This is a genomic window from Vibrio sp. 10N.222.47.A9 (genome assembly GCF_963872585.1).
Lineage (GTDB): Bacteria > Pseudomonadota > Gammaproteobacteria > Enterobacterales > Vibrionaceae > Vibrio > Vibrio splendidus.
The window spans coordinates 142,876-167,042 of record NZ_CAWNBB010000056.1 but is presented as its reverse complement, the minus strand read 5'-3'; the positions used below and the strand labels follow the sequence as shown (position 1 = coordinate 167,042).

Here is a 24,167-nt window from a genome sequence, read left to right as displayed (position 1 = left end):
TGAAGTGCGTTTCGAGCCAAATCGCAATCTAAACCACACAGCGAGCGAAGACATCGTGAAGTCGATTGTGGTGACTTCAAGCGATTTAGATAACGATGTACTGACGTCAACGGTCACTCTGACTATTACTGATGGTGATATCCCAACCATTGATGCAGTGCCAAGCGTTACTCTGTCTGAAACTAATCTTAGTGACGGCTCAGCGCCAAGCGGCAGTGCTGTAAGTCAAACAGAGACGATTACCTTCACCAATCAAAGTGATGATGTGGCGAGTTTCCGTATTGAGCCAACAGAGTTCAATGTGGGCGGTGCACTGAAATCGAATGGATTTTCGGTTGAGATAAAAGAAGATTCGGCTAATCCGGGTACTTATATCGGTTTTATTGCCGATGGTTCGAATGCTGAAGTTCCTGTATTCACGATTGCTTTCTCTACAAGTACGTTGGGCGAATACACCTTCACCTTACTTGAAGCGCTAGACCATGCAGATGGCCTAGATAAGAACGATCTGAGTTTTGATCTTCCTGTTTATGCGGTAGACAGTGATGGCGATGATTCACTGGTGTCTCAACTCAATGTGACCATTGGTGATGATGTTCAAATCATGCAAGACGGTACGTTAGATATCACTGAGCCAAATCTTGCAGACGGAACAATCACAACCAACACCATTGATGTGATGCCAAATCAGAGTGCCGATGGTGCGACGATCACTGAATTCTCATTTGGCGGTATTGTCAAAACACTCGATCAAAGCATCGTAGGTGAGCAGCAGTTTAGTTTCACCGAAGGTGAGCTATTCATCACTCTTCAAGGTCAAGTGCGCTTTGAACCAAATCGTGACCTTGACCACTCTGCCAGCGAAGACATCGTGAAGTCGATAGTGGTTACTTCAAGTGATTTTGATAACGATCCTGTGACTTCAACCGTTACGCTGACCATTACCGATGGTGATATTCCAACTATCGATGCGGTACCAAGTGTTACGCTTTCAGAAACAAACCTAGCTGATGGTTCTGCGCCAAGTGGTAGTGCGGTTAGTCAAACGGAGACGATTACTTTTACCAATCAAAGTGATGATGTGGTTCGCTTCCGTCTGGAACCAACCGAGTTCAATACTAACGATGCACTTAAATCGAATGGCTTAGCGGTCGAACTGCGCGAAGAACCTCAAGGCTCTGGTCAGTACATTGGCTTTACCACCAGTTCGTCTAATGTTGAGACAACAGTATTTACGTTGGACATTAACTCCGGAACCTTAGGTGAATACACATTTACTTTAATCGAAGCTCTGGATCATCAAGATGCGCGTGGCAACAACGATTTAAGCTTTAATCTACCTGTGTATGCGGTGGATAGTGATGGCGATGACTCGTTAGTCTCTCAGCTTGGCGTGACCATTGGCGACGATGTGCAGTTGATGCAAGACGGCACAATCACCAGTCGTGAGCCTGCAGCAAGTGTTGAAACATCAAATACCTTTGATGTGATGCCAAACCAAAGTGCTGATGGAGCCAAAGTCACTTCATTTGTTTTTGACGGTAACACTGCAGAAAGTCTTGATTTGAATGTGAATGGTGAACAAGAGTTCGTCTTCACGGAAGGTTCGGTATTTATTACGACGGAAGGTGAGATACGATTCGAGCCGGTACGTAATCAAAATCATGCTGGTGGTGATATTACCAAGTCGATTGAGGTGACGTCTGTTGACCTCGATGGCGATATTGTCACTTCGAGCGTGACGCTGAAGATTGTTGATGGTGACCTTCCTACCATCGACCTTGTTCCCGGAATTACGTTATCTGAAGTGGAACTGGCTGATGGCTCTGCGCCAACCGGTAATCCAGTGACAATGACACAAACCATTACCTACACAACGGGTAGTGACGACGTAAGCCATTTCAGAGTTGATCCTACGCAGTTCAATACTTCAGGGGCTTTGAAATCGAACGGCCTAGATGTCGAAATAAAAGAGCAGCCAGCTAATTCTGGTAATTACATTGGCTTCGTCAAAGACGGTTCTAACGTAGAAACCAACGTCTTCATGATCAGCTTCTCGACGAGCAATTTAGGGCAATACACGTTCACACTACTTGAAGCGTTAGATCATGTAGATGGATTACAAAACAATATACTAAGCTTCGATGTCCCTGTTTTAGCGGTTGATGCGGATGGTGATGATTCTGCAATGTCGCCTATGACGGTTGCGATCACCGATGACGTACAAGGCGTTCAAGATGGTACCTTGAGTATCATCGAGCCTTCATTAGCTGATTTGGTATCGGGTACGCCACCAACGACGCCAATCATTGATGTTATGCCAACGCAGAGTGCTGATGGCGCGAAAGTGACACAGTTTACTTACGATGGTGGCACAGCTGTAACGTTAGACCCAAGCATCGCCACAGAACAAGTCTTTACCGTAACCGATGGCTTACTGTACATCACCATTGAAGGGGAGGTTCGTTTTGAGCCGAGCAGAGATCTTGACCATTCATCCGGCGACATTGTAAGAACGATTGTCGTCACCACCAGTGATTTTGATAACGATACAGATACCGCAGATGTCACCTTGACGATCAAAGACGGTATCGATCCCGTTATTGACGTGGTTCCAGATGTTAACTTATCGGAAGTCAACCTAGCGGATGGCTCTACGCCAACTGGTTCTCCGGTAAGTTCGACTCACACAATCACTTACACCGAAGGAAGTGATGATTTTAGTCACTTTAGAATTGCGACCAACGAATTCAATCCTGGCGATCTGTTGAAATCAAGTGGTCTTGTTGTTCAACTAAAAGAAGATCCTGCTTCTGCTGGTGACTACATTGGTTATACCGATGATGGTATGGGTAACGTTACCGATGTATTTACCATTAGCTTTGATAGTGCAAACAAAGCTCAGTTTACATTTACCTTGATTGAGGCACTTGATCACCTTGATGGCGTGCTTTACAACAATCTGACGTTCCGTTTGCCTATCTATGCTGTTGATACAGATGATTCTGAATCAACGAAGCGCGATGTGGTGGTTACGATAGAAGATGACCTCCAGCAAATGCAAGATGGCTTCTTAACCATTACCGAACCAAGTTCTGGTACTCCAACAACAACTACCGTTGATGTGATGCCAATACCAAGTGCAGACGGCGCGAACATTACGCAGTTCACGTATGACGGTGGTTCTCCAATTACTCTGAATCAGAACATCAGTGGCGAACAAGAGTTTGTTTTCACTGAAGGTTCATTGTTTGTGACATTAGATGGTGACGTAAGGTTTGAGCCAAATCGAAACCTTGATCACTCTGCAGGGAACATTGTTAAGTTAATCGTGTTCACGTCTTCAGACTTTGATAACGATATCTTTTCGTCGACGGTTACGCTCACCATTGTTGATGGTGATGGGCCAACAATCGACGTTGTGCCGGGTGTGGCATTGTCAGAAAGCTTACTTGCTGATGGTTCGACGCCTAGCGTAACCCCTGTGAGTATGACTCAAACCATTACTTCACTTGCAAGCAGTGATGATATTGCTGAAATAGTGGTGGAAGTAGGGTTGTTCAATACCAACGGCGCGTTGAAGTCTGATGGCCTTGAATTGAGTTTACGTGAAGATCCAGCTGGTTCAGGCGACTACATTGCATTTACTACTAATGGTTCAGGTGCCGAGAAAATCATATTCACTCTGGATTTTGATGACACGAATCCGAGCCAATATACATTTACTCTGCTTGAACGTTTAGATCATGTTGATGGTTTAGGAAATAACGATCTGAGCTTTGATCTTTCTGTTTACGCGGAAGATACTGATGGTGATATTTCAGCGTCTAAACCACTGGCTGTCACCATCACCGATGATGTTCAGCTGATGCAGTCAGGTGCGCTCAACATTACTGAGCCAACCACGGGAACACCAACCACAACGACATTTGATGTGATGCCTGCGCAAAGTGCAGATGGCGCGACAATCACTAAGTTTGTGTATGACAATCAAGCTGAAACAGCCTTGGTACAAACCGACACGGGTGAGCAAGAATTTGTGTTCACTGAAGGTTCCTTGTGTATCAATCTCGAAGGGGATGTACGTTTTGAACCTAACCGCAATCTAGACCACTCTAGTGGCGATATCGTCAAGACCATTACGGTGACATCTGAAGATAAAGACGGCGATATCGTGACGTCTACAGTGACGTTAACTATTGCCGATGGCGCGCCACCAACTATCGACACCGTACCGACTGTCGCGTTGGCTGAAGCAAATCTGATTGATGGTTCTTCACCGGGTTTACCTGTTAGCCAAACTGAAACCATTACTTTCACAGCAGGAAGTGATGATGTGAGCCACTTCCGTATTGATCCGGCTCAATTCAACACATCAGGCGATCTGAAAGCGGATGGTTTGGTGGTTCAGTTAAAAGAAGATCCTCTAAACAGCGATCATTATATTGGTTACGTTGAAAGCGGCGGTGTCCAAACGGATATCTTCACCATCACCTTTAGCAGCGTGGTTCTAGGAGAGTACACGTTCACCTTGTTGGAAGAGTTAGATCACCTGCCTGTACAAGGTAACAATGATCAAATCTTCACCTTGCCAGTGATCGCAGTCGACAAAGACAACACTGATTCAGTGATGAAACCCCTTACCGTGACCATTACCGATGATGTTCCAACCATTACTGACACCACTGTCGCGAGTACGTTTGTGGTTGATGAAGATGATTTGGGCGCTCTGGCACAAGCGACAGGTTCATTTGTTACCACAGAAGGTGCAGACCAAGTCGAGGTATACGAACTACGTAATATATCAACGTTGGAAGCAACGCTATCGTCGGGCAGTGAAGGTATTAAGATCGCTGAGATCACAGGTGCTGCTAACACGACCACCTACCAAGGCGCAACTGTCCCAGGCGGAACGCCAATCTTCACATTAGTGCTGACTGATGATGGTGCTTACACCTTTACCTTGCTTGGCCCTCTCAATCACGCTACGACACCGAGTAACCTCGATACATTAACCATCCCGTTTGATGTTGTCGCCGTTGATGGTGATGGCGATGATTCTAACCAATATGTATTGCCAATCGAGGTGCTAGATGATGCGCCCGTAATGACGGCGCCGACTGGTGAAACGGTTGTTGATGAAGACGATCTTACTGGCATTGGTTCCGATCAATCTGAAGATACCATTATCAATGGACTGTTCACCGTCGATGAAGGTGCGGATGGCGTTGTGCTGTATGAGCTGGTTGATGAAGATTTGGTTCTGACGGGCTTAACCTCTGATGGAGAAAGCTTAGAGTGGCTAGCTGTTTCACAAAACGGCACAACATTTACTTACGTTGCTCAAACTGCAACGAGTAATGAAGCGGTGTTCGAGATTATTTTCGATACCTCGGATAACAGCTACCAATTTGAATTGTTTAAACCACTTAAACACCCTGATGGTGCAGATGAAAATGCGATTGACCTTAATTTTTCTGTTGTTGCAGAAGATTTTGATCAAGACCAATCAAACGCGATCGATTTAAAAATCACGGTTACTGATGATGTTCCGTTGGTGACAACTCAATCGATTACTCGTCTTGAAGGGCAGGGTTACAATAACTCTAAAGTCGACATGTTTGCTAATGCGACGGATGTGGGGGCTGATGGTGCGGTACTGAGTCGAATTGAGGGTATCTCAAATAATGGTGCAGATATTGTTTTCCAAAGAGGTAATGCGACTGATTACAGTGACGCATTAAATCTTCAAAGCGGAAGTCGAATTATCCGCGTTTATGAGCAAACCGATGATGGCAATGGTGGTACTCAGGAAAGGCAGCTTGGTACTTTACGCATCAACTCAAATGGTGAGGTTGAATTCAAAGCTAACGGCTATCTCGATCATGACGGCCTAGACACTATCGACTTCTCGATTAACGTGATTGCGACAGATGGCGATTTAGACACCTCTGAAACACCGTTAGATATTACGATTACTGATAGGGATTCTACAAGAATTGCGCTGAAAGTGACGACCTTCGAGGATGCGGGTAGAGACTCAACCATACCTTACGCAACAGGCGATGAGCCGACTCTTGAGAATGTTCAAGATAACCAAAATGGCTTGCCTAATGCACCAGCTCAAGTTGCGCTGCAAGTTAGTCTGTATGACCAAGATAACGCTGAATCTATTGGCCAGTTGACGATTAAAAGCCCGAACGGAGGTGATAGTCACCAAGGTACTTTTTATTACTTTGATGGTGCTGACTACATTGAATTAGTGCCTGAGTCAAATGGGAGCATTATATTTGGCTCTCCTGAACTCGAACAAAGCTTCGCTCCAAACCCGAGTGAACCAAGACAAACTATCGCGACGATCGACAACCTGTTCTTTGTTCCAGACCAACACGCTAGTTCGGATGAAACTGGTGGGCGAGTTCGTTATGAGCTTGAAATTGAGAAAAATGGCACTACGGAGCACACCATTAACTCAAACTTCAGAATCGAGATTGAAGCGGTAGCGGATATTGCGACTTGGGATGATTCCAACAGCACGTATCAGTATCAAGTCAACGAAGATGAAGACAATGTCACGTTGCAGCTGAACGCAGAGTCGCAAGATAACAGTAATACTGAGACGATTACCTATGAACTTGAAGCCGTTCAAGGCGACGGGAAGTTTGAGTTACTTGATCAAAATGGCAATGTGTTAACGCCCGTTAATGGTGTTTATATCATCGCATCTGCTGATATCAATAGCACCGTAGTTAACCCTATTGATAACTTCTCAGGGCAGATTGAGTTCAAAGCGACGGCAATTACGGAAGAAACGCTTAACCCATACGATGATTCAGCCAACGGTGGAGCAAACGATAAGACGACGGCTCGTTCTGTGGAACAAAGTATTGTTATTGATGTGACCGCAGATGCGGACCCTGGCACATTCAGTGTTAGTCGAATTCAGATCAACGAAGACAATATCGATGATCCAGATTACGTCGGGCCTTTGGACAATAAAGACGCGTTCACGTTAGACGAAGTCATCACCATGACAGGTTCGGTCGATTCTGACAGTTCTGAAGAACTGTTTGTGCGCATAAGTAATGTTACGGAAGGAGCAGTGCTTTACTTCTTAGGCACCACGACAGTCGTTCCGACCATCACGATCAATGGTGTGGATTATCAAGAAATCGCGTATTCCGATTTGGCTAACGTTGAGGTTGTTCCAACCAAGCACAGTAATGTCGATTTCACCTTCGATGTTACGGGAGTGGTCAAAGATACGGCAAATCTATCCACGGGCGCCCAAATCGATGAGGAGATATTGGGAACTAAAACCGTCAACGTTGAAGTCAAAGGCGTTGCCGATACTCCTTATGGTGGGACGAATGGTACAGATTGGACAACGTTTACAGATGGCGCGACAAACGGTGTTCAAACTACAATTGAAGAGAGTCAAAATGGCGATAGCTTTGCTCTGCTTGACTTCACTGTATTGTCTGGCGAACGTAAACCTGATGACCCAACAGATTCTCCTCTAACTGGAGATGGATCTGAAGCCATTACTGTAATCCTTTCAGGTATTCCTGATGGTGTGATTCTCGAAGATGGCGACGGTACGGTTATTGATCTTAACTTTGTTGGTTACGAAACTGGACCGGGCGGTAGTCCTGACTTATCCAAACCTATCTACGAAGCGAACATTACTGAGGCAGGTAAAACTTCAGGCATTCGCATCAGACCTGTCGACTCTTCAACCGAGAATATTCACATTCAAGGTAAAGTCATCGTAACTGAAAACGATGGCCACACGCTTACATTCGATCAGGAAATTCGAGTGTTGGTTGAGCCGATCATCGACACATCAGCAACTTACAGCAACGTTACAAACGGAAATGAAGATACGGCTATCAACATCGATTGGCACCCAGAGAGCACTGATTATATTGATGATGATGAGCATTTTACATCCATCGTCATTAGTATGATCCCTAGTGATATTGCGAGTGTAACGGTGAATGGTGATGTCGACTGGACTTATGACAGTGTAGCGAACACGTTGACTATTACGCCGAAGAGTGGCCAGACGCCAGAAGAGTTCACTCAGATAGCACTGAACAGTAACTTTATTCAAATGACGCCAGCACAAGACTCAAGTACTGATTTCACGCTTGATACCGTTGTAATGATCGAAGAACGCGATCATGAGTATGTTGATGCAACTGATCCTGGTCAGGGAATCGTTACCGCTACGATTACAGGTACGATTGATGTGCGTGTAAGACCCGTCGTTGAACCTGGAGATGCCGACAACAAGATTGTCGTTTCAAACGAAGATGGCTCTGGAGGCCTGACTACGATTACGGCTGACGCTAATGGTGTCATTAAATTTACAACTAACAGTGATAACCAAACGACTGATACTAACGGAGACGAAATCTGGGACGGTGAATACGTCGTCCGATACCAAGAAACGGATTTAAGCACAGTAGAAGAGCAAGTTGACGAAGTGATTGTTCAGCTGACTAACACTGACGGAAGCGCGTTATCTGATGATATCTTAGGGCAACTTTTAGTAACTGGCGCCTCTTACGAAGGCGGTGGCCGTTGGGTTGTGACCAATGAAGATGCCTTTAGCGTCAGTGCGCCCAATGGATTAGATTTCACCCCTGCCAATGATACAGATGACGTGGTGGGGGACTTTAATGATATCAAGATGACAATTTTCACTTTGGTATCAGATCCTGGTGATGCTAACAATGAAACGTCCGCCCAAGTGCAACGCACCGGAGAAGTAACGCTTTCTTATCCTGAAGTGCTGACGGCACCTGACAAAGTTGCCGCAGATATTGCGATTGTGCCAGACAGTGTTATCGACGCCGTTGAGGATACTCAGCTTGATCTCGGCGCGGCACTCAACGGCATTTTGAGCTTGACGGGTCGCGATGATTCTACTGACCAAGTGACGGTGATCATTGATGGTACTCTGGTCATTGATGCTACAACCTCATTCCCAATTAGCCTGTCGGGAACAAGTGATGTTGACTTTGTGAACGGGAAATATGTTTACGAGACGACTGTTGAGCAGGGCGTAGCCGTCGATTCATCGGGTTTGTTATTGAATCTGCCACCAAACTACTCTGGTGACTTTAGGTTGCCAATGACCATCGTGACCAAAGATTTACAATCTGGCGATGAGAAGACCTTAGTGACTGAAGTTATCATCAAAGTCGCACCAGATGCTGAGACGGATCCAACGATTGAGGTGAATGTCGTGGGTTCGCTTGATGATGCCTTTAATCCTGTTGATACCGACGGTCAAGCTGGGCAAGATCCGGTGGGTTACGAAGACACTTATATTCAGCTCGACTTCAATTCGACCATTTCGGATCAGGTTTCCGGCGTCGAAGGCGGCCAAGAAGCGTTTACGTCCATTACTTTAACGTTGGACGACCCTTCTATAGGTGCATTCTATGACAACACGGGTACTTCATTAGGTACATCTGTTACGTTTAATCAGGCTGAAATAGCAGCGGGTGCACTCGATAACGTGCTCTTTAGGGCAATCGAAAATTACCCAACGGGTAATGATATTAACCAAGTGCAGGTTAATGTCAGCGGTACAGTCACAGATACCGCAACCTATAATGATCCTGCTTCTCCTGCGGGTACGGCAACAGACTCAGATACTTTCTCTACGAGTGTCAGCTTTGAAGTCGTTCCTGTGGTCGATGAAGTGTCTGTCACTGGACCGGGTAGCGATCCGGATGTTATCGAGATTACAGGTAACGAAGACCAACTTATTTCCTTGTCAGGTACGGGGCCTGTATCGATTGCACTGACTGACCTTGATGGTTCAGAACAGTTTGTGTCGATTAAGTTTACCGATGTCCCTGATGGCTTCCAAATGCGTGCAGATGCAGGCTCGACATATACCGTGAAAAATAATGGTAATGGAGAGTGGAGTGTTCAACTGCCTCAAGCTTCGGGGTTGTCATTCGATTTAAGTGAGATTTCGATCTTGCCGCCTAAAAACTTCAGTGGTACCGCTGAGTTTGGTGTGGAAGTCTTCACTCAAGAATCGTTGCTGGGTGTGCCTACTGCGGCGGCAAACTTGCCAAGCTTCAAACTGCATGTGGTACCTGTTGGTGATGATGTTGATACTAACCCGACTGATTCTGTGACAGGTAATGAAGGCCAAAACATTGATATCGAAATCAATGCGACTATTTTGGATAAAGAATTGTCTGCAACAGGAAGCGGGACGTATACCGAGAATGCGCCCGAAACGCTTCGAGTTGAAGTGGCTGGTGTTCCTCAAGATGCTTCTATTTTCTATCCAGATGGCACGACATTGGCTAGCTACAATCCGGCGACGCAGCTTTGGACACTTGATGTTCCTGCACAGTCTCTCGATAAGATCGTATTCAATTCTGGAGAACATAATAGTGATACAGGCAATGTACTGGGTATCAATGGTCCACTACAGATTACGGTACGTTCTGTAGATACTGATGCTGATAATACAGAGTACCTAGGTACGCCAACCAGCTTCGATGTCGATCTGGTGATTGATCCTATTAACGATCAACCGATCTTTGTGAACGTAACGAATATTGAAACATCGGAAGACATCAGTGTTGCCATCGACAATTTTAGTATCTACGACGTCGACGCAAACTTTGATAATCCAGATGCTCCATATGAACTGACGCTTAAAGTCGACCAAACACTGACGGGTGCACAGGGTGTGTTTGAGTTTACCAGCTCTCCTGACGTGACGTTTGTATTGCAACCTGACGGCTCATTGGTGATTACTGGTAAAGAAGCCGACATCAATACCGCATTGACTAATGGAGCAGTGACATTCAAACCCGACCCAGACCAGAACTACCTCAACCAGAGTGGTTTAGTCACAATCAATGCGACCCTCGATGATGGTGGTAATAACGGTCTGATTGACGCAGGTGATCCGAATACCGGTCAAACCAATCAAGCTACCTTCACCATTAAGGTGACGGAAGTGAATGATGCTCCGGTCGCGACTAATGTTGATTTAGGTTCGATTGCGGAAGATGGTCAAATCGTGATTGTTGAAGGTGACTTGATTGCAGCGAGTTCTGATCTAGAAAACCATAACCTCACGGTAACCGGCGTAACTCTTACTCAAGGGCAAGGTCAGCTAACACGCTATGAAAATGCTGGTGGTGCTGATGACGCAGCGATTACGGGGCCATTCTGGATATTCATTGCAGATAATGATTTCAACGGCGACGTTAAATTCAATTACTCCATTATCGATGATGGTACAACCAATGGTGCGGATGATTTTAAAACCGATAGCGCTGAAATCAGCCTTGTGGTGACAGAAGTCAACGACCAGCCAGTGGCATCGGACATTGATTTGGGCACCATGCTTGAAGAAGGTCAGCTGGTCATTAAAGAAGAAGACCTGATTTCCGCAACCACTGATCCGGAAAACGACACGATTACTGTGAACAGTTTGGTGCTCGATCAAGGTCAGGGCCAATTACAACGCTTTGAGAACGTGGGCGGTGCTGATGATGCGACGATCACTGGCCCGTACTGGGTATTTACCGCAGCCAACGAATACAACGGTGATGTTAAGTTCACTTATACCGTTGAGGACGATGGTACAACCAACGGCGCTGATGATTTCTTAACAGATACCGGCGAAATTAGCGTTGTGGTAACGGAAGTGAATGATCAGCCAGTGGCAACGGATATCGACTTAGGAAACATCCTTGAAGAAGGGCAGTTGATCATTAAAGAGGGCGACTTAATTACAGCGACGAGCGATCCGGAAAACGACACGATTACCGTGACTAATCTGGTGCTCGATGAAGGCCAAGGCCAATTACAGCGCTTCGAGAACGTCGGCGGCGCTGATGACGCTATGATTACTGGCCCGTACTGGATATTTACGGCTGCTGATGAATACAGCGGTAACGTTAAGTTCACCTATACCGTCGAGGATGATGGTACAACCAACGGCGCTAATGATTTCCTAACGGATACTGCAGAGATCACAGCGATTGTCGACGGAGTGAACGATACGCCTGTTGTTAATGGTGACAGTGTCACTACGGTTATTGACGAGGATGCTGGTCAGCTATTGAGTGGTATCAATGTCAGTGACCCAGATTATGTGGATGCATTTTCTAATGACTTAATGACAGTCACGCTGACAGTGGATTACGGTACATTGAACGTATCTCTTCCAGCAGTGACGACGGTGATGGTCAACGGCAACAACACTGGTTCGGTTATCTTAGTCGGTACTCTGAGTGACCTAAATGCACTGATTGATACGCCAACCAGTCCAAACGGTGTCTACCTTGATGCGAGCTTGTCTCCAACCAATAGCATTGGCTTAGAAGTAATCGCCAAAGACAGCGGTAACCCTTCTGGTATCGCGATTGAAACCGCACCAGTGGTTTATAATATCGCAGTGACACCAGTCGCTAATGCGCCAACCTTGTCTATTGATCCGGCATTTAACTATGTGAGAAACATTACGACCAGCTCAGCTGTGGTCGCTAATAGTGGAGTCGCTTTAGTTGGAATTGTCGCTGCATTGACGGACATTACTGAAGAGTTAACGTTGAAGATTAGTGATGTTCCGGATGGTGTTGATGTAACCAGTGATGTGGGTACGGTTTCGCTGGTGGGTGATACTTGGATAGCGACCGCTGATGCGATCGATAGTCTCAGACTCGTCGAGCAGTCATCATTAGGCAAGCCGTTAACCCCGGGTAATTACACCTTGAAAGTTGAGGCGCTATCTGAAGAGGTGGACAACAACGATATTGCGATATCTCAAAACATCGATCTGAATCTCAATATTGTTGCCAATCCAATAGATCTCGATCTGTCTTCTGAAACAGACGATGTGCAACTTTTAGCGAGTAACTTTGATACTAACCTCACTGGCGGAACTGGAAATGATCGACTTGTAGGTGGAGCGGGTGACGATACGCTGGTTGGCGGTGACGGTAACGACACACTCATTGGTGGCGGCGGTTCCGATATTCTAACCGGTGGCAATGGTATGGATTCGTTTGTATGGCTCAATATTGAAGATGGCGTTGAAGACACCATTACCGATTTCAGCCTGTCTGAAGGAGACCAAATCGATCTACGAGAAGTATTACCTGAGTTGAAGAATACATCTCCAGACATGTCTGCATTGCTACAACAGATAGACGCGAAAGTGGAAGGGGATGATATTGAACTAACGATCAACCCTGATGGTTTAGGCACTACGGAACAGGTGATTGTGGTTGAAGACCTTGCGCCACAACTAACCTTAAGTGGCACCATGCCGTCAGACATTCTGGATGCGTTAGTGCAACAAAATGTCATCACTCACGGTTAACGCCAAATTGGAGGCTAGCTATTAGAATCTAACGATTAAACTAAAAGCGAACCATTTAACCATAACGAAAGAGGCCAGCATTGCTGGCCTCTTTTTTGTCACTGTATAAATCGTAAAGAGTTACTTAAGAGAGTTGTGGATCAGGAACTCTTCTTCGACGCCTTTCAATTTCATCTCATCCATTATGAAGTTCACTGTGTTCAACAAGCGTTGTTCACCTTTTGGTATCAGGTAACCGAATTGACTGTTGGTAAACGGTGTTTCACAGCGTGCCGCTTCAAGACGTTCGTCCGTCACTTGATAGAACAGACCTTCAGGAGTTTCTGTCACCATTACATCAACTTTACCTTCCGCAACGGCTTGCGGAACGTCTAGGTTGTTCTCGTAACGTGTAAAGCTCGCGTCTTGCAAGTTAGCATCCGCAAAAATCTCGTTAGTCCCGCCGATATTAACGCCAACACGCACAGAAGAAAGGTTCACTTTTTCAATGCTGTCGTATTGTCCAGCTTTGCCTTTCGCGACTAGAAAACACTTACCAAAGGTCATGTAGCCTTGAGTTTGTTCAGCGTTTAACTGGCGCTGCATTTTACGTGTGATACCGCCCATCGCGATGTCGTATTTATCGCTGTCTAGGTCGGTTAGCAGATCTTTCCATGTGGTACGAACAATCTGTAATTCAACGCCTAACTGCTCTGCAACATGTTTGGCTACGTCAATGTCATAACCAGAGTAGGTTTTGCCGTCGAAGTAAGAAAAAGGTTTGTAGTCGCCTGTAGTACCGACGCGAAGTGTGCCTGATTTTTGAATGTCTTCTAGCTGGTCAGCTTGTGCGACACCAGAAAGTGCCAGAGCAATGGAAGCAAGTAATAGTGATATTTTTTTCATTGTAATTATCTGTTGTGTTTGTCTAGTTGTTAAAAGTAACAGAAAGAAAAGCAGAAAGAGATCAAACCATTGGAAAGTTTAAAAGAAAGTGAGATTACAAAAAATAGAGGTAAGAAAACTCTGTCTGAAAGAGGGGGTAACGGGTGTATTGGATGGGTTTCGAGAAGGAGAGGAGACACATTAAAGTGCTAATCAGAGTTAAAAGTATCAGCAAGTTTGAGTGGTAAACAAAAAGCCCATGTTATCGAATAACATGGGCTTCATTTTAGTTTAACTTGTTAGCTGCTTATTTAGCTGTTTAGCTGTTTAGCTACTTAGCAACTGACTCGTTGTTCATCTTAGCCGGAGCTTTAGATGCGTTAACCAGCAGGATACCAACGGTGAGTACCATCGAACCACATAGTAGGAACAACAAGCGTCCTGTTGGTTCGTTTGGAATCAGAGCCATTGCTAGGATACCGAAACCTGCTGTGCTGATAAGCTTACCAAGCATTGAACGCTGTTTAGTATCTAGGTTCTGCTGCTCTTCACCTTCCGCTACTAGCGGCGTATTCCAGTTAGTGAATAGTTGGTCAACTTCTTTCTCACGTTCAGGCGATAGGCCTTTGTAGAAGCGAGAAGTTAGGATGAAGTAACCACCAGTAAACACTACGTGAGCAGCTAAGCTAAGACCAACTTTCAAGTCGCTCCATTCACGGCCAGTAAGCGCTGTTTCCATACCAAATAGGTGCTCGATGTCTTCTGCTTGAAGCGAGATACCGAAGATGTAAGAAACGAAGCCACCAACGATTAACGTAGACCAACCAGCCCAATCAGGCGTCTTACGAATCCACATACCAAGTAGTACAGGGATAAGCATTGGGAAGCCAATTAACGCACCTACGTTCATTACGATATCGAACAAGCTCAAATGACGTAGAGAGTTAATGAACAAGCCAATCGCGATGATGATAATACCCATCATGATAGTGGTTAGCTTACTTACAATAACCAGCTCTTTCTGAGTTGCGTTTTGACGTAGAATCGGGCTGTAGAAGTTCATTACAAAGATGCCAGCGTTACGGTTCAAACCTGAATCCATAGAAGACATTGTTGCAGCGAACATTGCTGACATAAGAAGACCAACCATACCTGCTGGCATTACGTTCTGTACGAATGCTAGGTAAGCAGCATCACCCGCTTTATCACCCATTGAAGCGTACTCCAATGCGAAATCAGGCATGAATGCACTTACGTACCAAGGTGGTAGGAACCAGATTAGTGGGCCAACAACCATAAGGATACATGCTAGGCCTGCCGCTTTACGTGCGTTTTCACTGTCTTTCGCACATAGGTAACGGTAAGCGTTGATGCTGTTGTTCATTACACCGAACTGCTTCACGAAGATGAATACAACCCAAAGAACGAAGATGCTCATGTAGTTTAGGTTATTACCTAACATGAAGTCGCCGTCGAAATTTGCAACGATGTTAGTTAGGCCACCACCGTGGAAGTAAGCTGCAACCGCACAAGTAATCGTAACCGCCATGATAACAAGCATTTGCATGAAGTCAGAAGCAACAACCGCCCAAGAGCCGCCTGTTACTGCCATCAATACTAGAACCATACCCGTTACCACAATGGTTGCTTCCATTGGGATGTTGAATACCGCTGCTACGAAGATAGCTAGACCATTTAGCCAGATACCCGCAGAGATAAGGCTGTCAGGCATACCTGCCCATGTGAAGAACTGTTCAGACGTTTTACCAAAGCGCTGACGAATAGCTTCGATCGCCGTTACCACACGAAGTTGGCGGAACTTTGGAGCGAAGTACATATAGTTCATGAAGTAGCCAAAAGCATTGGCTAAGAATAGGATTACAATAACGAAACCGTCATTGAACGCGCGTCCTGCGGCACCTGTAAACGTCCATGCTGAAAACTGTGTCATGAAGGCGGTTGCACCAACCATCCACCACAACATTTTGCCGCCCCCTCTGAAGTAATCACTAGTCGACGTGGTGAACTTGCGGAACATCCAACCAATAGCGATTAAAAAGAAGAAGTAGGCGAGAACAACAAAAGTATCGATAGTCATCTTTTCAGCCTTTTAAATATCATAATTAACTGGGCTTAGATTAACGCGTTCAAAGGTTTATTTGTACTACAATATGTCTTTAGTATGATCTAGGTCGCATTGATTTTTGGGTGTACACGGTAAGTTAATTTAACTTGCTGTTTTTATTGTATTTTGTTGTTTGTTGGATTTACTTCAGGTTAAAGGTAAATATCCATTTAAATGTTTATATGTATTACAATATAAGCATTTCACTTATAAAAATGTGTATCTATAAGATTTTAGTTATAACCGTAACAAATGTGCTACAACTGAGTGCGGTTGTGCGACGACATTCACGTTAATTTGGAACTCTATACTGAAAATTTTTGTATTGGGATTTCAAGTGTAGCTCATTGTTTTCACCTCGCTATTTTGTGTTTGTCTGCGGTTCTGTAGCCTTTCCATGTTATTTATTCATTTTTTCGTGCTTGAGAGGTGCGTATTTGGAATTTTTGTCACTGAGTGGGCGTTAAACTGGACGACGGGACACTCTTTCGGCTCACTTTGTCTATTGTGGTCTTCAGTGCATGCTATGAGAAATGTTTGACGACGTATTGAAAAGGAATATTGTCGGATAAGGGGATGGATAAGGAGCTGGATAAGCGGTAGGGAGCACCAGTAACGCTTCGCTAGATGCATACTGAGGTCGCTTGAAAGCCTTACATCACTCGTTCTTGCCTGTCTTAGTCACGGAGCTGTACGAGGCCATAGGGAGAACGGCGATAGGGTATGGGGAAACAGAACGTTGATTGAGCGTGTTTTACGGTTAGTCAGCGCAATAAACGCCAGATAACAAAAAGCCCCACCGAAGTGAGGCTTTATCACGAAATCTAAAACAGATTAAGCGTTAACGTGATCAACTGCGTCACGAACAAGCTTGCCTAGTTCGTCCCACTTACCTTCATCGATAAGGTTAGTTGGAACCATCCAAGTACCGCCACACGCAAGTACAGAAGGGATAGATAGGTATTCATCAACATTCTTCAAGCTTACGCCACCAGTAGGCATGAATTTAACAGGGTAAACGGCTGTTAGTGCTTTAAGCATACCAGTACCGCCTGAAGGCTCAGCAGGGAAGAACTTCAACGTGCGAAGACCCATTTCCATTGCTTGCTCAACTAGGCTTGGGTTGTTAACACCCGGTACGATTGCAACACCTTTATCGATACAGTATTGAACAGTACGCGGGTTGAAACCTGGGCTTACGATGAAATCAACACCAGCTTCGATAGATGCGTCAACTTGCTCGTTAGTCAGTACAGTACCTGAACCGATTAGCATGTCTGGGAATTCTTTACGCATGATGCGAATCGCTTCGATTGCACATTCTGTACGTAGTGTAATTTCTGCACATGGCATGCCATTTTCAACCAACGCTTTACCTAGAGGGATAGCGTCTTCAGCACGGTTGATCGCGATTACAGGAATTACTTTTAGGTTTGCTAGTTGTTCATTTAATGTCGTCATGAATTCTTTCTCACGTTAAATGTGGGCCTGCTTTCAACTAAGCAAACCCTTGATTAATAGTTAAAGTGCGTAATTATAGAGACAGATCAGGCGTCGCTTCTAGAGGAATGATAGCCCCTGGATGCTGAATCACGGTTCCTGCCACAATATGACCTGCAAATGCAGCATCACGAGCACTACCGCCGCTCAAGCGCTTGGCCAAGAAGCCTGCACTGAACGAGTCGCCAGCGGCAGTCGTATCAACGATGTTGTCTACAGGGTTGGGTGCAACGTATTGAGCGCTTTGGCTTTCAACCACTAAGCAGTCTTTCGCGCCACGTTTAATGACGATCTCTTTTACACCAGACTCAGACGTACGTGTAATACATTGTTCAATGCTTTCGTCGCCGTATAGCTCTTGCTCATCATCAAACGTCAGCAGAGCCGTATCTGTGTACTTAAGCATTTTCAAGTACCAAGAAATCGCTTCTTGTTGGCTTTCCCAAAGTTTAGGTCGGTAGTTATTGTCGAAGAATACTTGGCCGCCTTGAGCTTTGAATTTGTCTAAGAAGTTGAATAGCTGCGTGCGACCATTTTCTGTCAAGATTGCCAGCGTAATACCACTTAAGTAAACCGCGTCAAAAGAGAACAGCTTATCAAGAAGAGCAGGCGTGTCTTCCTGATCAAACATGAACTTCGCTGCAGCATCACTACGCCAGTAGTGGAAACTGCGTTCACCAGTTTCATCGGTCTCGATGTAGTAAAGCCCTGGTTGTTTGTGATCCAGCTGAGCAATTAAGCTCGTGTCGATACCTTCCGCTTGCCAATTTTTTAACATGTCGGTACTGAATGGGTCAGTGCCTAGTGCAGTTACGTAGCTCGTGTTGATATCTTGCTCTTTTGTTAAGCGTGACAAGTAAAGTGCAGTATTCAGCGTATCGCCACCAAAACTTTGCTTAAGCCCGTCTTGTTTCTTTTGTAGCTCAACCATGCACTCGCCAATGACCGCGATGTTTAATGATTTCATATGCTTACCTTAGCAACTGAGGTTGCGCTAGTTATTATTTTAGGAAATCTTCACGCGCAGGGTTGAAGATATCAAGAAGGATGCTGTCTTGTTCTAGTGCAACCGCACCGTGCATCATGTGTTTACGAGCGAAGTAAGCATCGCCTTCTTTAAGCACTTTCTTCTCGCCGTCGATTTCAGCTTCGAAGCTACCACGAACAACATAACCGATTTGGTCGTGAATTTCGTGAGTATGAGGGTGACCAATCGCGCCCTTATCAAAACATAGGTGTACAGCCATTAGATCGTCAGTGTAAGCAACGATTTTACGCTTAATGCCGCCACCAAGTTCTTCCCATGGGTTTTCATCTAGGATAAAGAAAGAGTTCATTGTGTATCTCCTAATCTGTTTAAATCTTTTAAGTGTTACTTAACTTGCATCCATCATAAGGGAATGAGTTCAATTGTAATACAATATATCTAAATTTGTGTGATATTGATCAAGCGATAGTTTATATAGCGTAAATGAATCAACAACTTAAGAATTGCTTGGTATCTGGCATTAGTTAACTGTATCAATGGCTTACGGTGAATTATGTGACTCTACTCATCATTTGGCGACGAATAGGTATAATTAAAGCTCATATTGTATTACTTTATATGGAGTTTGAAAATTTAATCAAAGTTTAAGCAGATAAACTCTTTATTGAGGGTGACAAAGAATATGACGACTAAACCAGTATTGTTGACTGAAGCTGAAATCGAACAGCTTCATCTTGAAGTGGGCCGTTCTAGCTTAATGGGCAAAACCATTGCAGCGAACGCGAAAGACCTAGAAGCATTCATGCGTTTACCTATTGATGTCCCGGGTCATGGTGAAGCTGGGGGTTACGAACATAACCGCCACAAGCAAAATTACACGTACATGAACCTAGCTGGTCGCATGTTCTTGATCACTAAAGAGCAAAAATACGCTGACTTTGTTACAGAATTACTAGAAGAGTACGCAGACAAATATCTAACGTTTGATTACCACGTACAGAAAAACACCAACCCAACAGGTCGTTTGTTCCACCAAATCCTAAACGAACACTGCTGGTTAATGTTCTCAAGCTTAGCTTACTCTTGTGTTGCTTCAACACTGACACAAGAGCAGCGTGACAACATTGAGTCTCGCATTTTTGAACCCATGCTAGAAATGTTCACCGTTAAATACGCACACGACTTCGACCGTATTCACAATCACGGTATTTGGGCTGTAGCCGCTGTGGGCATTTGTGGTCTTGCTTTAGGCAAACGTGAATACCTAGAAATGTCAGTGTACGGCATCGACCGTAATGATACTGGCGGTTTCCTAGCGCAAGTTTCTCAGTTATTTGCACCTTCTGGCTACTACATGGAAGGTCCTTACTATCACCGTTACGCGATTCGTCCAACGTGTGTGTTTGCTGAAGTGATTCACCGTCATATGCCTGAAGTAGATATCTATAACTACAAAGGTGGCGTGATTGGCAACACAGTACAAGCGATGCTTGCGACGGCTTACCCGAACGGTGAGTTCCCGGCTTTGAATGATGCTTCTCGTACCATGGGTATCACAGACATGGGTGTTCAGGTTGCGGTAAGTGTTTACAGCAAGCATTACTCTTCTGAAAACGGCGTAGACCAAAATATTCTGGGTATGGCGAAGATTCAAGACGCAGTATGGATGCACCCATGTGGTCTTGAGCTATCTAAAGCCTACGAAGCCGCTTCTGCGGAGAAAGAAATCGGCATGCCTTTCTGGCCTAGTGTTGAATTGAATGAAGGCCCTCAAGGTCACAACGGCGCGCAAGGCTTTATCCGCATGCAGGACAAGAAAGGCGACGTTTCTCAACTTGTGATGAACTACGGCCAACACGGCATGGGTCACGGCAACTTTGATACACTGGGTATTTCTTTCTTCAACCGCGGTCAAGAAGTGCTACGCGAATACGGCTTCTGTCGTTGGGTTAACGTGGAGCCTAAATTCGGCGGCCGTTACCTAGACGAAAACAAATCTTACGCTCGTCAAACGATTGCTCACAACGCAGTCACGATTGATGAAAAATGTCAGAACAACTTTGACGTTGAACGTGCAGACGCTGTACACGGTTTACCACACTTCTTCAAAGTAGAAGATGAGCAAATCAACGGCATGAGTGCATTTGCTAACGATCACTACCAAGGCTTTGACATGCAACGCAGCGTGTTCATGCTAAACCTTGATGAGCTAGAATCTCCGCTACTATTAGACCTTTACCGTTTAGATTCTGAGAAGGGCGGCGAAGGCGAGCATCAATACGATTACTCACACCAATATCAAGGTCAGATTGTTCGCACTAACTTTGAATACCAAGCAAACAAAGAGCTGAACACGCTAGGTGACGATTTCGGTTACCAACACCTGTGGAACGTGGCAAGCGGTGAAGTGAAGGGCACAGCAATTGTAAGCTGGCTACAAAACAACACCTACTACACATGGCTAGGTGCAACGTCTAACGATAATGCTGAAGTGATCTTTACTCGCACTGGCGCTAACGACCCAAGCTTTAACCTACGTTCAGAGCCGGCGTTCATTCTACGCAGCAAAGGCGAAACAACACTGTTTGCTTCTGTTGTTGAAACGCACGGTTACTTCAACGAAGAATTCGAGCAATCTGTCAATGCACGTGGTGTTGTGAAAGACATCAAAGTCGTGGCTCACACCAATATCGGTTCAGTAATAGAGATTACGACAGAGAAATCAAACGTGACAGTGATGATCAGCAACCAGCTTGGTGCGACTGACAGCACTGAACACAAAGTAGAACTGAACGGCAAAGTATACAGCTGGAAAGGCTTCTACTCAGTCGAGACAACTTTACAAGAAACGAATTCAGAAGAACTTAGCACTGCAGGGCAGGGGAAATAATAATGAGCTATCAACCACTTTTACTTAACTTTGATGAAGCAGCTGAACTTCGTAAAGAACTTGGCAAGGATAGCCTATTAGGTAACGCACTGACTCGCGACATTAAACAAACTGACGCTTACATGGCGGAAGTTGGCATTGAAGTACCAGGTCACGGTGAAGGCGGCGGTTACGAGCACAACCGTCACAAGCAAAACTACATCCATATGGATCTAGCAGGTCGTTTGTTCCTTATCACTGAAGAAGCAAAGTACCGTGACTACATCGTTGATATGCTGACAGCGTACGCGACGGTATACCCAACACTTGAAAGCAACGTAAGCCGTGACTCTAACCCTCCGGGTAAGCTGTTCCACCAAACGTTGAACGAGAACATGTGGATGCTTTACGCTTCTTGTGCGTACAGCTGCATCTACCACACCATCTCTGAAGAGCAAAAACGTCTGATCGAAGACGATCTTCTTAAGCAAATGATCGAAATGTTCGTTGTTACTTACGCACACGACTTCGATATCGTACACAACCACGGCTTATGGGCAGTGGCAGCAGTAGGTATCTGTGGTTACGCAATCAACGATCAAGAGTCTGTAGACAAAGCGCTTTACGGCCTGAAACTAGACAAAGTCAGCGGCGGTTTCTTAGCGCAACTTGACCAACTGTTTTCGCCAGACGGCTACTACATGGAAGGTCCTTACTACCACCGTTTCTCTCTACGTCCAATCTACCTGTTCGCAGAAGCGATTGAACGTCGTCAGCCTGAGGTTGGAATCTATGAATTCAACGATTCAGTGATCAAGACAACGTCTTACTCTGTATTCAAAACGGCATTCCCAGACGGTACATTGCCAGCTCTGAACGATTCATCGAAAACAATCTCTATCAACGATGAAGGCGTTATCATGGCAACGTCTGTGTGTTACCACCGTTACGAGCAGACTGAAACTCTGCTTGGTATGGCTAACCACCAACAAAACGTTTGGGTTCATGCTTCAGGTAAAACATTGTCTGACGCGGTTGATTCAGCAGACGACATCAAAGCATTCAACTGGGGTAGCCTGTTTGTAACCGACGGCCCTGAAGGCGAAAAAGGCGGCGTAAGCATCCTTCGTCACCGTGACGAGCAAGATGACGACACGATGGCGTTGATCTGGTTTGGTCAACACGGTTCTGATCACCAGTACCACTCTGCGCTAGACCACGGTCACTACGATGGCCTGCACCTAAGCGTATTCAACCGTGGCCACGAAGTGCTGCACGATTACGGCTTCGGTCGCTGGGTAAACGTTGAGCCTAAGTTTGGCGGTCGTTACATCCCAGAGAACAAGTCTTACTGTAAGCAGACGGTTGCTCACAACACAGTAACGGTTGATCAGAAAACGCAGAACAACTTCAACACAGCACTGGCTGAGTCTAAGTTTGGTCAGAAGCACTTCTTCGTAGCAGACGACCAGTCTCTACAAGGCATGAGCGGCACAATTTCTGAGTACTACACAGGCGTAGACATGCAACGCAGCGTGATTCTTGCTGAACTTCCTGAGTTCGAGAAGCCACTAGTGATTGATGTATACCGCATCGAAGCTGACGCTGAACACCAGTACGACCTACCCGTTCACCACTCTGGTCAAATCATCCGTACTGATTTCGATTACAACATGGAAAAAACGCTTAAGCCATTAGGTGAAGATAACGGTTACCAACACCTGTGGAACGTTGCTTCAGGCAAAGTGAACGAAGAAGGTTCTCTAGTAAGCTGGCTACATGACAGCAGCTACTACAGCCTAGTAACCAGCGCTAATGCGGGCAGCGAAGTGATTTTTGCTCGCACTGGTGCTAACGATCCAGACTTCAACCTTAAGAGTGAGCCTGCGTTCATCTTACGTCAGTCTGGTCAAAACCACGTGTTTGCTTCTGTACTAGAAACGCATGGTTACTTTAACGAGTCTATCGAAGCCTCTGTAGGCGCTCGTGGTCTAGTTAAATCAGTGTCTGTTGTGGGCCATAACAGTGTCGGGACTGTTGTTCGCATTCAGACTACTTCTGGCAACACTTACCACTACGGTATCTCAAACCAAGCTGAAGACACGCAGCAAGCAACTCACACTGTTGAGTTCGCGGGTGAGACATACTCGTGGGAAGGATCATTTGCTCAACTGTAAATGATTAACATACATGCCGTTTAACAATGGCATGTATTGATGTGGTGCTTTGCGGGAACGAAGCATCACATTGAATTTAGTCGTGATTGCAAAATCGTTCGTTGATACCAACAACGACTGAAAACATCGGGAATAAGTCAAACCGAGTAACTCACTGCGAGTTGCTCGGTTTTTTTATGCGTGCTGCTTTTATAAGAAGGGGGAAAGAGGATGGGGCAACGGAGCTTCCCTTTTCCTTCGAATCTTACAGAGTGGGCTAAAGT

The 24,167-nt window shown here is 45.3% G+C and carries 8 protein-coding genes; 3 read left to right on the top strand and 5 right to left on the bottom strand.

Annotated elements, in window-relative coordinates; translation table 11 throughout:
- On the top strand, positions 1-13,381 hold a 13,381-nt coding region (locus AACT19_RS18785), incomplete at its 5' end, for a T1SS-143 repeat domain-containing protein (RefSeq protein ID WP_076648104.1).
- Positions 13,382-13,501: 120 nt separating this feature from the next.
- On the opposite strand, the gene AACT19_RS18780 is transcribed toward AACT19_RS18785, so the two are convergent.
- From AACT19_RS18780 to AACT19_RS18760, 5 genes are all read right to left on the bottom strand, one after another.
- Entirely contained in the window at positions 13,502-14,266 is a 765-nt protein-coding gene (locus AACT19_RS18780; protein ID WP_076648086.1) for a transporter substrate-binding domain-containing protein, read from the bottom strand.
- Between the two features lie 310 nt (positions 14,267-14,576).
- On the bottom strand, positions 14,577-16,343 hold the full coding sequence (locus AACT19_RS18775) for a sodium:solute symporter family transporter (RefSeq protein WP_004733505.1): 1,767 nt from the start codon (positions 16,341-16,343) through the stop codon (positions 14,577-14,579).
- 861 nt (positions 16,344-17,204) lie between these two features.
- The gene (locus AACT19_RS18770) at positions 17,205-17,831 is read right to left on the bottom strand and encodes a bifunctional 4-hydroxy-2-oxoglutarate aldolase/2-dehydro-3-deoxy-phosphogluconate aldolase (RefSeq protein WP_017069898.1); all 627 of its coding nucleotides are present in this window, start codon (positions 17,829-17,831) and stop codon (positions 17,205-17,207) included.
- A 73-nt stretch (positions 17,832-17,904) separates the two neighbouring features.
- Positions 17,905-18,837, bottom strand: a complete 933-nt coding sequence (locus tag AACT19_RS18765; protein ID WP_017077178.1) for a sugar kinase — start codon at positions 18,835-18,837, stop codon at positions 17,905-17,907.
- Between the two features lie 34 nt (positions 18,838-18,871).
- On the bottom strand, positions 18,872-19,207 hold the full coding sequence (locus tag AACT19_RS18760) for a cupin domain-containing protein (RefSeq protein WP_004733502.1): 336 nt from the start codon (positions 19,205-19,207) through the stop codon (positions 18,872-18,874).
- A gap of 333 nt (positions 19,208-19,540) precedes the next feature.
- Between AACT19_RS18760 and AACT19_RS18755 the strand changes: the two genes are divergently transcribed.
- Together AACT19_RS18755 and AACT19_RS18750 are read left to right on the top strand one after the other, a co-directional pair.
- Complete coding sequence (locus AACT19_RS18755) at positions 19,541-21,748, top strand: heparinase II/III domain-containing protein (RefSeq protein WP_076648083.1); 2,208 nt, start codon at positions 19,541-19,543, stop codon at positions 21,746-21,748.
- A gap of 2 nt (positions 21,749-21,750) precedes the next feature.
- Entirely contained in the window at positions 21,751-23,904 is a 2,154-nt protein-coding gene (locus AACT19_RS18750; RefSeq protein ID WP_017088168.1) for a heparinase II/III domain-containing protein, read from the top strand.
- Positions 23,905-24,167 lie beyond the last annotated feature (263 nt).

Coding starts and splice junctions, on each gene's coding strand:
- AACT19_RS18780 (WP_076648086.1), bottom strand. CDS start 14,266: ATGAAAAAAATATCACTATTACTTGCTTCCATTGCTCTGGCACTTTCT.
- AACT19_RS18775 (WP_004733505.1), bottom strand. CDS start 16,343: ATGACTATCGATACTTTTGTTGTTCTCGCCTACTTCTTCTTTTTAATC.
- AACT19_RS18770 (WP_017069898.1), bottom strand. CDS start 17,831: ATGACGACATTAAATGAACAACTAGCAAACCTAAAAGTAATTCCTGTA.
- AACT19_RS18765 (WP_017077178.1), bottom strand. CDS start 18,837: ATGAAATCATTAAACATCGCGGTCATTGGCGAGTGCATGGTTGAGCTA.
- AACT19_RS18760 (WP_004733502.1), bottom strand. CDS start 19,207: ATGAACTCTTTCTTTATCCTAGATGAAAACCCATGGGAAGAACTTGGT.
- AACT19_RS18755 (WP_076648083.1), top strand. CDS start 19,541: ATGACGACTAAACCAGTATTGTTGACTGAAGCTGAAATCGAACAGCTT.
- AACT19_RS18750 (WP_017088168.1), top strand. CDS start 21,751: ATGAGCTATCAACCACTTTTACTTAACTTTGATGAAGCAGCTGAACTT.